Raw genomic sequence first — 14,410 nt, forward strand, 5'->3', positions numbered from 1 at the left:
GACCTGCCGGCGCTTCGCGCCGGGGTTCCGTCCGCCTGCCGGCGGCCGGGTTACTTTTCTTTGCTTGCCCAAAGAAAAGGTAACCAAAAGAAAGGGCACCCCAACGCGGCGCCCTCCGGACATCCTGTCCTCCGGGCACGCGTGCGCGCTGCGGGCGTTTGCGACGGCACATCCTGTGCCGACGCAAACGTCGCCGGCATCCTTGCCGGCGACCCTTCGGGCTGTTCCTCCGCGCGCCCGCCGCCGCTCAGGGGCCCCGGGAAAAGCGGGCGGGCTCCTGCCCGCCCAAGAGCAAGCGCGAATCGGGAGCGATCGGAGCGACGCTGTTGCTGTTGCGGGCAGGAAGCCCGCGCTCTTGGTGGGGCCCCATGCGCAGCGGCGAGTGCCGCCGGATCAGGCCCGTCAGGGCGGCGTGCACGGATGCACGCCGTTTTTCGCCGCGGCAGGATGCCGCGTCGAAAAACCCCGGCGGCGCTCGCGAACCCTTTGGGCAGGAAGCCCAAAGGGCGCGGAGCTCTGGGGTGCCCTTCTCTTTGGTCACTTTCTCTTGGGCAAGCAAGAGAAAGTGACCCGGCCGCCGGCAGGCGGACGGAACCCCCGGCCCGAAGGGCCGGCCAGTTCGCGAGGACCCCACAGGCGGGCTGAACACCCGGCGCGCAGCGCCGGCACGATCGCGACGAAACCAGCCCACACGTGCAGGAGCGGCTTCAGCCGCGACCGGGACGCAACAGCGAAAATTCAGCCACGGATCTACGCGGATAAGTGCGGGTTGAGCCGATTCAAAATCTTATCCGCGTCTATCCGCGTAGATCCGTGGCCAAAGACTGTTGTTGTTCCCGGGCATCCGGTCGCGGCTGAAGCCGCTCCTATACGGAGCCGCCACGCGGCGTTATGGGGTGAGCGTGAGCCGGTGCCTGGCTTCGCCGGGCAGGAAGGGCGTGGCCTCGCCCTGCACCCAGGCGGCGTGGCCGGCGCCCCAGAACGGCGACAGCGGGTGGCCGCTCTGGCCGCCGGGCATGTGCAGGTAACCGTCGGCTTCGTGGCCGGGCGAAACCACCATGCGCTGCGAGGCGCCGAAGGCTGGTGCCTGCACGCGCGGCATGTTGCCGTCGCCGGGCAGTTCGTCGCCGGGCATGCACAGGTGCGGGCGGATGAAGCCGGGGATCGCGCCGGCCAGCGGGTGGCAGATGCGGGCGGTGTTGCGCTCGCCCCAGCGGCGCTGTTCGAGCGGGCCGAGTTTTTCCAGGTCGGCAATGGTCTGCGCGGCGGCCTCGGCGAACAGGGCCTCCCAGGTTTCGAAGCGTCTGGGCAGCAGGTGTGCCGGGCGTTGGGTGACCAGTTCCCAGGCGACGCCTTCGAGCTGTGGCAGATCGGGCATCACGAAGTCGTCGCCGAGTGCGACGCGCGCCGGGGCGCTCAGGCCCTTGGCGATGCGGTCGAGCACGGCCAGCCGCCAGGTGCGCACCAGCCGGTAGCTCACCGCTTCGGGCGCGGCACGGCCCTCCCAGTCGCGCGCGGCCTCGGCCAGACGCGTGAGCGCGGCATCGTCCTGGGCCGCGGCGCGTTCGTGCAACAGGCGGTGCCAGCGTTCGAGGAACAGCGCGCGGTCGTCGAGCTGGATCGCCAGCAGGGCGTCCTCGTCGAAGCGCTCACGGGCGAACAGGGCGTCGCGGATCTGTTTCTGCCGCGCGCCGTGGGCGTAGCCGGCATCGCCGATCAGGCGCAGCGTCTCGCCGTCGGCGACGCGGGCGTTGGCGGTCCACAGGCGGCCATGCGCCGGATCGATCAGTTGCGGGGTCCGCGGTAGCCAGTCGCCCCAGTCGCAGCCGGCCAGCGGGTCGAGCGGCTGCTGCGGGTCACAGTCGCCGAGCCGCTGGGGAATGCGGCCGGCCAGCTTCCAGCCGATGCGGCCGTGGCGGTCGGCGACGACCAGGTTCTGCGCCGGGATGCCGATCCGGTCGGTGATGGCGACGGCCTGGTCGAGATCGCCGGCGCGGACCATTTCCAGCAGGCGCAGGTTCAGCGCACCGGGGCGGTGCGCAGTCCAGGCCAGCGCCAGGGCGTGGCCATCGCTGTCGACGTGCAGGATCGGGCCCCAGCGGGTTTCGCGCACTTCCAGCGCGACGGCGTTGCGGCCCTTCACGGCGATGGTTTCGTGGTGCACGCGAATCGCTTCGTCGCCCTCCGGCGTGCGGTAGCGACCATCGCCGGCCGGCGTCACCCGCACCCAGTCGAGCCAATCGCCGTAGCTGTTGGTGAAGCCCCAGGCGACATGGCCGTTGCTGCCGACCACGATGCCGGGCACGCCCGGCAGGCTGACGCCGGCGGCGTCGACGCGACCGGCCGGCGCGTGCGGGTCGGGATAGACCAGCCGCACACGGAACCAGATGTTGGGGGCGCGATGGCCCAGGTGCATGTCGTTGGCGACGATGGCGCGGCCGTCGGTGGTGAGCGCGCCGGCCACCGCCCAGTTGTTGCTGCCTGGTGCGGCCGGTTCGGAGTAGCGGACCGGCCCGTTTTCATCGGGCGCGGGCAGGGTGCGCAGGTCGATCTCGTCGGCGCCGGGCAGGGCGAGGTTGCCGCGCGGCGCGCCCATCAGCGGCGCATCCCATTCGGTGCCCTCGGCGGTGAGCAGGGCGTACAGCGGTGCCGGCAGATGCTGGCGCAACCGCCACAGCGCCAGCTCGCGGGTGTTCAGCTCGTCCTGCAGGTCGAAGAACATCGCGTAGGCGACCAGGCCGCTGTCTTCGACGCGCCAGGGTTCGGGCCTGGCGCGCAGCAGCAGGTAGGGCCAGGGGCGCACGCGCAGCGCGGCGAGGCCGGCGTTGACACCCTCCGCATAGGCCTCGATGGCTGGCGCCATGTCGCCGTTGACGGCGTCGAGGTCGTCGAGCAGGCGCTGACGCAGCCGGTGCAGACGGGCGGTACGGTCGCGTTCGAGCGCCAGCGGGCCGAGCAGCGCGGCCAGTTCCCCGGCGGCGGCGCGGCGCAGCAGGTCCATCTCGAAATAGCGCTCCTGCGCATGCACATAGCCGAGCGCGCGCAGGGCGTCGGCTTCGTTGCGCGCGGTGATGGTCGCCACGCCGTCGGCGTCGCGCTCGACGCTGACCGGGGCGGACAGCCCAGGCAGGGCCAGCTCGCCGTCGAGCGGCGCGAGGCTGCCGCGCAGCACGAAGGTGCCGACGGCGGCGATGACGACGGCGACGGCGAGCAGGGACAGCAGGCTGCGCTTGAGCCATGTACGCATCGTTCGACTCCTGGCGTGCGAAAGGGACGATGGTAGCCGGGACGGGCCCCGGCGTCCGTGACCACTCCGCGCTCCTGTCAGCCTGCGCGCAAGACGCTGGATCCCCGCTTTCGCGGGGATGACGGGCATGTGAGGCTTTTCCGGTTTCCGGTTTCCGGTTTCCGGTTTCCGGTTTCCGGTTTCCGGTTTCCGGTTTCCGGTTTCCGCCCTATCCCAACCGCTTGCGCAACCGGTAGGCCGCGGTGTGCAGGCGGGTGACGCCTTCTTCTCGGAACGAAGGCTCGCGGTCGAGGATGTCCACGCGCTGCTCCAGGGTGATCTGCCAGCCCGGTTCGAACAGGCGGTGGACTTCCGCCTCGTCGACGCTGAAGGGCGGGCCTTCCTTCTCGCCGGGCGGGTATTCGAGGGTGATCAGTAGAGTCATGCAGCCGGCGGGCAGGCGGGCGTACAGCTCGCGCACGTAGCGCTCGCGCAGGGCCGGTGGCAGGGCGATCAGGGCGGCGCGATCGTAGGCGGCGCGACAGTCGGCGAGGTCATCGGCGGTGAGCGCGAAGGCGTCGCCGACCAGCAGCTCGATGCCCTGGGCGCGGTAGCGGCGGAAGCGGCCATCCTCGACCACCTCGGGCGCCAGCCCCTGTTCGGCGAAGAATGCCTCCACCGCCGCGCGTGATAGTTCCACGCCGAGCACCTCGTGACCTTGTGCAGCCAGCCAGACCATGTCCAGGCTCTTGCCGCACAGCGGCACGAACACGCGGCTGCCGGGCGGCGCCTTCAGGCTCGCCCAGTGGCGTTCGAGCAGGCGGTTGGGCTCGGGCTGGTGCCAGCCGGTGCGGCCTTCGGCCCAGCGCTGCAGCCAATAGGCGGCGTCCATGCTCAGCCCGCCTCGACGCCGTCCACGCGCTGGAAGCCGCGCGGCAGCAGGTGGCCACGCTGGGCGCGGGCGCCAGCGTAGGCCTGCAGGTCGCGCCAGCTCAGGGTGAGCTTGCGCTGGCCGCAGTACAGGGTGAGCTCGCCGCCCTCGCGCACGCTGGCGACGGCGGTGACCTTCTCCTCGCCCGATTTGAGCTTGGCCGGTGGGATCTGGATCAGCTTGTTGCCCTTGCCCTTGTCCAGCTCGGGCAGCTCGGCGATCGGGAAGGCGAGCAGGTGGCCGGCCGAGGTGATGGCGACGACGAGGTCGGTCTTCGGATCGTTGACCGGTACCGGTGCCAGCACCTCGGCGTCCTTGTCGGCGTTGAGCAGCGCCTTGCCGGCCTTCTGGCGGCCGACGAAGTTCTCGAAGCGGGTGACGAAGCCGTAGCCATAGGATGTCGCCAGCAGGAAGCGCTGATCGTTCTCGCCGGTGGCGGCGCCGACGAAGCGGCTGCCGGCCGGCGGGGTGAAGCGACCGGTCAGCGGCTCGCCGTTGCCGCGTGCCGAGGGCAGGGTGTGCGCGGCGGTCGAATAGGCGCGGCCGGTGGAGTCGAGAAAGGCGGCTTGCCAGGTGGTGCGCCCGCGCACGGCGTGCAGCAGGCGGTCGCCCTCGCGGTAACTGAGGGCGGCGGCATCGACGTCATGCCCCTTGGCGGCGCGCACCCAGCCCTTTTCGGACAGCACGACGGTGAGCGGCTCGCTGGCGACCAGCTCGGTTTCGGAGAGCGCCTGCGCGGCGCGACGCTCGACCAGCGGCGAGCGTCGCGGATCGCCAAACCGCTTGGCGTCGGCCAGCAGCTCGTCCTTGATCAGTTTCTTCAGCTTGGCCTTGGAGTCGAGGGTGGCGATGAGCTTGTCGCGCTCCTTGGACAGCTCGTCCTGCTCGCCGCGGATCTTCATTTCCTCCAGCCGGGCGAGCTGCTTGAGCTTGGTTTCGAGGATGTACTCGGCCTGGTCCTCGCTCAGGCCGAAGCGCTGCATCAGCACCGGCTTGGGCTCGTCCTCGCTGCGGATGATGCGGATCACCTCGTCGAGGTTGAGGAAGGCGATGAGCAGACCTTCGAGCAGGTGCAGGCGGCGCTCGACCTTCTCCAGCCGGTGCCTGAGGCGGCGGGTGACGGTGTCGCTGCGGAACTGCAGCCATTCGCGCAGGAAGTCGCGCAGGTTCTTCACTTGCGGGCGGCCGTCCAGGCCGATGATGTTGAAGTTGACCCGGAAGCTCTTCTCCAGGTCGGTGGTGGCGAACAGATGGCTCATCAGCCCGTCGTAGTCGACCCGGCTGGAGCGCGGCACCAGCACCAGCCGCACCGGGTTGGCGTGGTCGGACTCGTCGCGCAGGTCCTCCAGCCACGGCAGTTTCTTGGCGCGCATTTGCTGGGCGATCTGTTCGAGGACCTTGCTGGGCGACACCTGGTAGGGCAGCGCGGTGACCACGAGATTGTTGCCCTCGCGCACCCAGGTGGCGCGGGCGCGCACGCTGCCGTTGCCGGTCTCGTACAGGGCGATCAGGTCGGCGCGCGGGGTGATGATCTCGGCCTCGGTCGGGAAGTCCGGGCCGCGCACGTGCTCGCACAGCTCGCGCACGCTGGCGTCGGGCTGGTCGAGCAGGCGCACGCAGGCGCTGACGATCTCGTTGAGGTTGTGCGGCGGGATGTCGGTGGCCATGCCCACCGCGATGCCGGTGGTGCCGTTGAGCAGCAGGTGTGGCAGCCGCGCCGGCAGCCAGCTCGGCTCCTGCAGCGTGCCGTCGAAGTTGGGCGTCCAGTCGACCGTGCCCTGGCCCAGCTCGCCCAGCAGTACTTCGGCGATCGGGGTCAGTCTGGCTTCGGTGTAGCGCATCGCCGCGAACGACTTGGGGTCGTCGCTGGAGCCGAAGTTGCCCTGGCCCTCGATCAGCGGATAACGGTAGGAGAATGGCTGCGCCATCAGCACCAGCGCCTCGTAGCAGGCGCTGTCGCCGTGCGGATGGTATTTGCCGATCACGTCGCCGACGGTGCGGGCGGACTTCTTCGGCTTGGCCGAGGCATTCAGACCCAGCTCGCTCATCGAATAGATGATGCGGCGCTGCACTGGCTTGAGGCCGTCGCCGAGAAAGGGCAGGGCGCGGTCGAGTACCACGTACATCGAGTAGTCGAGGTAGGCGCGCTCGGCGTACTCGCGCAGCGGGATCTGCTCGAAGCCGTGGAAGGCGGGTCTGGCCAGGTCGGTCATGGACGAAGCGGGGTACGGCGGGGGAAAAGGGGGATTCTACCCCTTCCGCCGCGCCGCTCCGCGCGGCCGGGCCGCGTGTGGCCGGCGCCAGCGGGCGGCCGCGTTGGCTCGGGTGGGAACGACCCGGCCTGCACATCGGCGTTGCGTCCACCGCGCCGCGATGACCGACGGCCGCCGCCGCTGCCGTCCTTGCAGCCTCGTAACGACGAGAAGAGGAAGAGACGATGAAACGCATCCTTGGCCTCGGCTTCGTCCTGCTGCTGGCAGCCACTGCCGCACCGTCGATGGCGGCATCGGGCGACGCGGTGAGCGTGGACCCGGTGACCCATCAGGTGGTGCTGGAGAACGGGCACGTGCGCGTGCTGCAGGTGATGGCGGCGCCTGGCGCGTCGGCGGCGATGCACTCGCATCCGCCGATGGTGGCGGTCAGCCTGGGCACGGCGCGGCTGCGCATGAAGGCGCCCGATGGCGCGAGCTCCATCCTCGACCTGCATCCCGGACAGGTGCTCTGGCTGGATCCGCTGGAGCATGCCTGGGAGCTGCTCGCTGGCGACATGCACGTGATTGCGGTCGAGCTCAAGGGTGCGCCCACGGCAGACGCGCCGTTGCCGCCGCACGAGCCGGTGGCGGTCGATCCGGTCAACCACCACGTGTTGTTCGACAACGACCACGTGCGCGTCTTCGACGTGCTGGCGACGCCGGGCGGCAGCAGCCCGATGCATCGGCATCCGCCGTTCCTGCTGGTGTCGCTGGACGCGGCGCGGCTGCGGATGACCCTGCCCGACGGCAGCCGGCCGGTGTTCGACCTGCATCCGGGGCAGGTGCTGTGGCTGGAGGACGCCGAGCACGCCTGGGCGCTGCTCGCCGGCCGCGCGCACGTGGTGGCGGTGGAAGTGAAGTCGGCCCGCGCGCAGGCGCCTTGAGCCGGGCGCCGCCGCGACGCCCGTGCGGCGCCGCGGCGGCACGGGAGCGGCTCAGCGCTCCGCACCCTCGGGGGCCACCAGATCGCGGTAGGCGTGCCAGGTGGCGTGGCCGAGCAGCGGGTAGATCACCAGCATGCCGACCAGCAAGGTGGCGAAGCCGAGCGCGATCAGCCCGACCAGCAGTGCGCCCCAGACCAGCACTGCGGGCAGGTTGGCGATGGTCGCGCGCACGCTGGTGCGCATGGCGGCGTCGGCGGTGGCGTGGCGGTCGAGGATCAGCGGCACCGACACCAGCGCCAGCGCCAGCACCAGGCTGGCGAGTGCGCCGCCGACGGCGAAGTAGGCGACGACCTGGCCGAGCGTGAGCTTGGCCAGCGCATTGTCCCACAGCGTCATGCCGATCTCGGGGGCGACGTTGCCGAGCGCCAGGCGCAGGATGAAGCCGGACAGGATGTACCAGATCAGGCCAATGCCGATCAGCGCGCCGGCGAAATCGAGCATGGCGCTGCGGTTGCGGGTGAGCCCTTCGAGCGAGGCGTCGAAGCTCGCCGGCTCGCCGCGGTCGCGGCGACGGGACAGTTCGCACAGGCCGGTGGCCAGGATCGGGCCGATCAGCAGGAAGCCGGACACTGCTGCGGCGATGAAATAGGGGTGGCTGGTGAGGGCGAAGATCAGCCAGCCCATGCCGGTGACCAGCAGGCCGTAGATCAGGCTCGGTCCGCGGTGCTGCTTGAAGTCCTCCCACCCGCGTGCGACCCAGTCCAGCGGCCGCAAGGCCGGGACGGTGCGCACTTCGAACGGCTGACGGGTCGCCTCTTGCGTGCTGCTGATGCTGATCATCGTCGTCTCCCGGTGGCGCTGCGTTGTCTCCGACCGGCGCGCCTGCCCGATGCGCCGGCCGGCCTCGGCCCGTCCCGCGGAGCGCGACCGGCGGACGGGCCGGGGCCGTGGCTCCACGATACTCCCGCCGCGGCTGCGCGGCACCCTGCGGTCGTCGCGCCGTGGCGGCCGACGGACACCACGGTTCGACCGCGCGGTGCGCGGCCGGTTCGCCGCTGCGGCCCCACCGCGCTATGGTGGGCGGCGGTTCACGCGCCCCGGGAGCCGCCGTGAAGGCATCCGCACTGGCATCGGTCTCGGCCCTGCTCACGGGGATGGCGATCCTGCTGGCCGGCTCCGGGATGGTCGGCACGTTGCTCGGCCTGCGCGCGCATCTGGAGGGTTTTTCCGACTTTGCCGTCGGCGTGGTGATGTCGGCCTTCTTCCTCGGCTACGTGGCGGGCGCGTTCGTCTGCCCGCCGCTGATCCGGCGGGTCGGCCACATCCGCGCCTTCGCCGCGATGGCCTCGCTCTCGGCCGCGGTCAGCCTGCTCTACGGCCTGGCCGTGGATCCGGTCGCCTGGTGGCTGCTGCGGCTGGTCAACGGCATCGCGCTGGTCGGGCTGTACATGGTGGTGGAGAGCTGGCTCGGCGCGCAGGTGGAGGAGGGGCGTGGGCAGGTCTTCGCGGTCTACATGATGGCCAGCCTGCTGGCGCTGGCCGCGGGGCAGGGCCTGGTGCTGGTGTATGGGCCGGGCGAGCTGGCCTCGTTCGCGCTGGTGGCGGTGCTGTTCTCGCTCGGGCTGATCCCGATCGCGATGACCCGCGCGGTGGCGCCCACGCCGGTCCAGACGCCGCATCTGTCGCTCGGCCGGCTGTACCGGGCGGTGCCGACCGGTGTGCTCGGGGCTGGCTTTTCCGGCATGGTCACCGGCGCGTTCTGGGGCCTGGCGGCGGTCTATGCCGCCGGTCGCGGACTGGACGATGGCGGGGTGGCGGCCTTCATCGCGGCCACCATCCTGGGTGGTGCGCTGCTGCAATGGCCGATCGGCAGGCTGTCCGACCACCGCGACCGCCGCCGCGTGCTGCTGGTCGTGGCGCTGCTGGCGGCGCTGGCCGCGCTGGCGATGCTGTCGCTGGGCGATGCCGCGCCGCGCGCGCTGCTGCTGGCAGGCGCGGTTTACGGCGGGCTGTCGTTCTCGCTGTACGGCTTGTCGGTGGCGCAGACCCACGACCGCCTGCAGCGCGTCGAGGCGCTGCAGGCGACGCAGGGCCTGCTGCTGGTGAACGGCATTGGCGCCACCCTCGGCCCGCTGCTGGCGGGCGCCGCGATGCAGCGGCTCGGCGACGACGGCTTTCCGCTGTCGATGGTCGTGCTGTTGCTGCTGCTGGCCGGCTTCCTCGCCCACCGGATCCGTGTCGGCGCCGCCGTGCCCGAAGCCGAGCAGGTGGATTTCGTGCCGGTCACGCGCACCTCGCCGGTGGCGGTGGAGCTGGACCCGCGGCTGGCGCCGGGGCCGGACGGGCGGCAGATGGACGAGCGCTGAGCGCCAATGGATTTTCAAGCGTGCGGCCCGGCCACGGGTGGCCGGTCGCGGGTCGATCCCGTGGCCGCTCGATCCGTCGGCGCGGGTCCGGGCGCGCCTGTCCCGGGTCGGTCGGAGGGCATCCGGCTCATCACCGGGAGAATGCACGTGGCGCGGCTTCATGCATTCGCAGGCTCGGGGTGTTTGCCTGCGGCCGGCGCATGGCGTAGGGTCCGGCCGTGTCTGAACGGGTTCGCTGGGAGAGGAACGATGTACGGACAGAGGGTGTTCGCCGCGCTGCTGGCGCTCGGGGTGGCGACGTCGCCGGCGGCCGCGCGCGATGCCGGCCTGGAGCTCGGCGGCGCCGTCCGCTTCAACTACGTCTGGCGCGACTACGGCGGTTCGGCCGGCAACAACGAACTCGACCTGGAACTGTTGCGGGTCGATGCCGGTGGCCATGCCGGGCCGCTGTTCTTTTCGCTGCAATACCGCTGGTACGACGGCTTCGACGCCGTGCACCACGCCTGGGCCGGCTGGCGCGTCGACGAGGACCGCGACCTGCGCGCCGGGGTGGTGAAGGTGCCGTTCGGCCTGTTGCCCTACGCCTCGCACAGTTTCTGGTTCGGCAGCGGCTACTACCTCGGCATCGAGGACGATTACGACCTCGGCGTGGTCTGGCGCGACGCGCGTGGCGAGCGACGCTGGCATGCCGGGCTGTTCTTCGGCGACGAGTACGGCACCGGTGCGCGCTTCGGCCGCTACTCCTTCGATGTCGCCACCACCGCGGCGCTGCCGTACCGCGAGCGCGAGAGGATCAACCTGCGCTACGCCCGTGACATCGACCGCGGCGGCGAGTGGACGATGGAACTCGGCGCCTCGGCCTTCGCCGGTCGGGTCGAGCACCGCCCGAGCGGACGCCGTCACGATCATCGGGGCATGGCCCTGCACGGGCAGTTCGCGCGCGGTCCGTTGACCCTGCAGCTGCAATGGGCGCACTACGAGTACTGGGTGCCGGAGCCGCGGATCGCGCTGTCGGCTTTCATGTTTCCGTTCGAGATCGCCGCCAGGGGCGACGTGCTGACCGCCAACCTCGCCTGGGACTTTGCCCGTACCGGCTGGTTCGACGGCATCACCTGCTACAACAATCTGAGCACGACGCAGGCAAGCGGCACCGGTCTGCGCGATTCCTGGCAGAGCGTGACCGGTTGCAGCTTCGCCAAGGGTCCGATGTTCGCCTACGTCGACTGGATCGCCGGCCGCAACATGTGGTTCGTCGGCGGACCGGGCGTGGGCATCGACGAGCCGGGCGGCGACCGCTGGCGCTCGCGTCTGAACGTCAACATCGGCTTCTACTTCTGAGTGATCGTCTCCCGACAAGCGCCGTGAAGCGAGTCGTCCCAAGGTTCGTTGGTTCCGACCATGGCGTTGAGCGGCCGCGGCGCCCGGGCCATCATCGACACGGAGGAACGGCATGAACGGCAAGCGCGACTGGATCCGGATCAATCCCCCGGTGTTCATCGCCTCGGGCGTGCTGACGCTGGTTTTCGTCACCTTCGCGATCGTCGCGCCGCAGGCCGCCGAAGCGCTGTTCGGCGCGGTGCAGGGCTGGGTGGTGGAGACCGCCGGCTGGTTCTACGTGCTGGCGGTGGCCGGCTTCCTGGTGTTCGTGGTGCTGCTGGCGGTGTCCGGCTTCGGCCGGATCAAGCTCGGCCCCGACCACAGCGAGCCCGACTACAGCTACGCCTCGTGGTTCGCGATGCTGTTCTCGGCCGGCATGGGCATCGGTCTGATGTTCTTCGGCGTGGCCGAGCCGATCATGCACTACACCAGTCCGCCGGTCGGCGAGGCGGCGACGGCGGAGGCGGCGCGGCAGGCGATGCGCATCACCTTCTTCCACTGGGGGATCCATGCCTGGGCGATCTACGCCGTGGTCGCGCTGTCGCTGGCCTACTTCGCCTTCCGCCACGGCCTGCCGCTGACCGTCCGCTCGGCCTTCTATCCGCTGATCGGCGAGCGCATCCACGGCCCCGTGGGCCACGCGGTGGACGTGTTCGCGGTGCTCGGCACCATCTTCGGTGTCGCCACGTCGCTCGGCTTCGGCGTCATCCAGGTCAATTCGGGGCTGAACTACCTGTTCGGTGTGCCGACCGGGATCGGCGTGCAGATCATGCTCATTGCCGCGATCACCGCGGTGGCCACGCTGTCGGTCGCGCTCGGGCTGGATGCCGGTATCCGCCGCATCTCCGAGCTGAACATGATCCTGGCCGTGTCCCTGCTGCTGTTCGTGCTGGCGGCCGGACCGACGGTGTTCCTGCTGCAGACGCTGGTGCAGAACACCGGCATGTACCTGTCGCGTCTGTTCGAGATGACCTTCAACCTCTACGCCTACGAACCGACCGGCTGGATCGGCGGCTGGACGCTGTTCTACTGGGGCTGGTGGATCGCCTGGTCGCCGTTCGTGGGCATGTTCATCGCCCGCGTCTCGCGCGGCCGCACCATCCGTGAGTTCGTCATCGGCGTGCTGCTGGTGCCGGTGGGTTTCACCTTCGTCTGGATGACCTTCTTCGGCGACACCGCCATCCACATGGTGATGATGCAGGGCATTGCGGAGCTCGCCGAGGCGGTGGCCGCCGACACCTCGGTGGCGTTGTTCCGGTTCTTCGAGCATCTGCCGCTGTCCACGCTGGCCTCGCTGGTCGCCACGCTGCTGGTGGTGACCTTCTTCGTCACCTCCTCGGACTCCGGCTCGCTGGTCGTGGACATGCTTACTTCCGGCGGCGACGAGTCGGCGCCGACCTGGCAGCGGATCTTCTGGGCGGTGCTGGAGGGCGTGGTGGCAGCGGCGCTGCTGCTGGCCGGCGGCCTGGGCGCGCTGCAGACCGCAACCATCGCCAGCGCGCTGCCCTTCGCCGTCATCATGGTGCTGATGTGCTGGGGTCTGCTGCGGGCGCTGCGCATCGAGGCGGTCAAGCGGATGAGCCTGCGCGAGGCGAGGGTGGAGCCGCGCGGCCCGCACGCGGCACTGGGCTGGCGGCAGCGGCTGCGCGCCATCGTCCATCAGCCGCGCCGCGACGAGGTGGCGGCCTACCTGGAAGGCACTGTGCGGCCGGCGCTGGAGTCGGTCGCCGCGGAGTTCGCCCGGCAGGAGCTGCAGGCGCGCGTCGGCGACGGCGAGGACGGCAGGGTCTGGATCGAGGTGGGCCCGGGCGATGGCGACGATTTCTTCTACTCGGTGCGCCCGCGCGCCTACGATCCGCCGGCGTTCGTGCTGCGCGACACCCGCGCCGACCGCGCCGAGAAGCTCAAGTACTGGCGCGCCGAGGTGCACCTGCGCGAGGGCGGGCAGGACTACGACATCATGGGCTGGCAGCGCGAGGATGTGATCAACGACGTGTTGGACCAGTACCAGCGTCACCTGCACTTCCTGCAGGCGGTCGGCCAGCGGCGCGCGGCCGCGTCCCCGCCGTACGGCGGCTGAAGCGCGTCGCCGGCGCCGTGGCGCGACCGGCCGGCGGGCGTAGAATGATTCCGTGGCGATGCCATCCCGCGGCAGCGGGGGGAGCCCGACATGGCGAAGCTGACGGCGATCGCGCTGTTCGCGCTGTCCGGCCTGGCGTACGCCCAGGTGCCGCCGGACCGGGAGCAGGTGTTCGCCGTGCCGGCCGAATTGCGCGAGCGGGTCCAGACGCAGGTGGTCGAGCGCGCCCGCACGCCCGAGCAGCGGCTGCAATTGCTGATCGAGTTCATGTTCGCGCCCGACGGCATGGCGCTCGAGTACGACCTGCAGACCACGCTCAGCGTCGAGGAAACCTGGCGGCTGCGGCGCGGCAACTGCCTGTCGTTCACGCTCGCCTTCGTCACCCTGGCGCGTGCGGTCGGCGTCGAGGCCTACGCCCAGGAGGTCGACCAGGTGCTCGCCTGGATCGAGCAGGACGGCACCATCTTCCACTCCGGCCACATCAACGCCGGGGTGCGCATCCAGGGCCGTCGCTACACGGTGGATTTCGACCGCAGCGTGGTCGCCACCCGCGGTCGGCCGCGGATCGTCGACGACCACCGCGCGCTGGCCCATCTGTACAACAACCGCGGTGCCGAACTGCTGGCGCAGGGCGACCACGCCGGCGCGCGCGCCTTCTTCGATGCCGCGCTGGCCAGGGACGTCGGCTTTGCGGCGGCCTGGAACAACCTCGGCGTGCTGCAGTTGCGTGTCGGCGACCCCGAGGGCGCGGAACGTGCCTACTTCGCCGCGCTGGCGCACGACAGCGAGCATCTCCCGACCCTGACCAACCTCACCAGCCTGTATCGCGCGCAGGGGCGGGCCGGACGGCTGGCCGAGTACGAGCGCCGCATGCTGGAGGTCCAGCGGCGTGACCCGTTCCACAACTTCATCCTCGGGCTGGAGCACGAGCGTCGCGGCGAGTTCGCGGCGGCGGCCGACTACTTCCAGCGCGCGATCCGTTTGCACGACGGCGAATTCCGTTTCCACCTGGCGCTGGCGCGGGTCTACCAGGAGATGGGCGAGCTGCGCCGCGCGGAGCGCTCGCTGGAGCGGGCCGAGCTGCTGAGCCAGCGCGGTGGCGGCGTCCACCAGCGCAAGCTGCGTCACTGAGTGACCCGCGTCGCCAGAGGGGCGCCTGACGGGCACGGCTCCGTATGGGGCCTTGGCCGCCCCGGCATCTGCATCCTGTGTCGGTGGGCCGTGTGCGGCACAGTCTTTGCGCCTGGACCGAGGCAGTCGGGCGCCGTCGCCCTGCTATCCTGCCGCGTCACCA

General features: G+C 70.7%; 9 protein-coding genes. 5 read left to right on the forward strand and 4 right to left on the reverse strand.

Annotated features, from left to right (window positions below; all coding sequences use genetic code 11):
- Positions 1 to 889 precede the first annotated feature (889 nt).
- From HNQ58_RS00475 to parC, 3 genes are all read right to left on the reverse strand, one after another.
- The gene (locus tag HNQ58_RS00475) at positions 890 to 3,247 is read right to left on the reverse strand and encodes a penicillin acylase family protein (RefSeq protein ID WP_183946819.1); all 2,358 of its coding nucleotides are present in this window, start codon (positions 3,245 to 3,247) and stop codon (positions 890 to 892) included.
- A gap of 208 nt (positions 3,248 to 3,455) precedes the next feature.
- Positions 3,456 to 4,118 carry a thiopurine S-methyltransferase gene (locus HNQ58_RS00480; RefSeq protein ID WP_183946820.1) on the reverse strand — a complete coding sequence of 221 codons (663 nt, stop codon included), beginning with the start codon at positions 4,116 to 4,118 and terminating at the stop codon, positions 3,456 to 3,458.
- A gap of 2 nt (positions 4,119 to 4,120) precedes the next feature.
- Entirely contained in the window at positions 4,121 to 6,370 is a 2,250-nt protein-coding gene (gene parC / locus HNQ58_RS00485; protein ID WP_183946821.1) for a DNA topoisomerase IV subunit A, read from the reverse strand.
- Positions 6,371 to 6,594: 224 nt separating this feature from the next.
- On the opposite strand from parC, the gene HNQ58_RS00490 reads away from it, so the two are divergent.
- The gene (locus tag HNQ58_RS00490) at positions 6,595 to 7,293 is read left to right on the forward strand and encodes a cupin domain-containing protein (protein ID WP_183946822.1); all 699 of its coding nucleotides are present in this window, start codon (positions 6,595 to 6,597) and stop codon (positions 7,291 to 7,293) included.
- Positions 7,294 to 7,344: 51 nt separating this feature from the next.
- Here the strand turns inward: HNQ58_RS00490 and HNQ58_RS00495 are convergent, their stop codons facing one another.
- On the reverse strand, positions 7,345 to 8,133 hold the full coding sequence (locus HNQ58_RS00495) for a DUF2189 domain-containing protein (RefSeq protein ID WP_183946823.1): 789 nt from the start codon (positions 8,131 to 8,133) through the stop codon (positions 7,345 to 7,347).
- Positions 8,134 to 8,402: 269 nt separating this feature from the next.
- Here HNQ58_RS00495 and HNQ58_RS00500 point away from each other — a divergent pair, with 269 nt between their 5' ends.
- From HNQ58_RS00500 to HNQ58_RS00515, 4 genes are all read left to right on the forward strand, one after another.
- Complete coding sequence (locus HNQ58_RS00500; protein WP_221301092.1) at positions 8,403 to 9,659, forward strand: MFS transporter; 1,257 nt, start codon at positions 8,403 to 8,405, stop codon at positions 9,657 to 9,659.
- Between the two features lie 249 nt (positions 9,660 to 9,908).
- A complete protein-coding gene (locus HNQ58_RS00505) occupies positions 9,909 to 10,997 on the forward strand; it encodes a hypothetical protein (RefSeq protein ID WP_246416765.1) in 1,089 nt (362 codons plus the stop codon).
- A 112-nt stretch (positions 10,998 to 11,109) separates the two neighbouring features.
- Positions 11,110 to 13,116, forward strand: a complete 2,007-nt coding sequence (locus HNQ58_RS00510) for a BCCT family transporter (protein ID WP_183946825.1) — start codon at positions 11,110 to 11,112, stop codon at positions 13,114 to 13,116.
- A gap of 90 nt (positions 13,117 to 13,206) precedes the next feature.
- Positions 13,207 to 14,247, forward strand: a complete 1,041-nt coding sequence (locus HNQ58_RS00515; RefSeq protein WP_183946826.1) for a transglutaminase-like domain-containing protein — start codon at positions 13,207 to 13,209, stop codon at positions 14,245 to 14,247.
- The last annotated feature ends 163 nt before the right edge of the window (positions 14,248 to 14,410 follow it).

Origin of the sequence: Rehaibacterium terrae, assembly GCF_014202935.1 — a bacterium.
In the GTDB taxonomy this organism is placed as follows: Bacteria; Pseudomonadota; Gammaproteobacteria; order Xanthomonadales; family Xanthomonadaceae; genus Rehaibacterium; species Rehaibacterium terrae.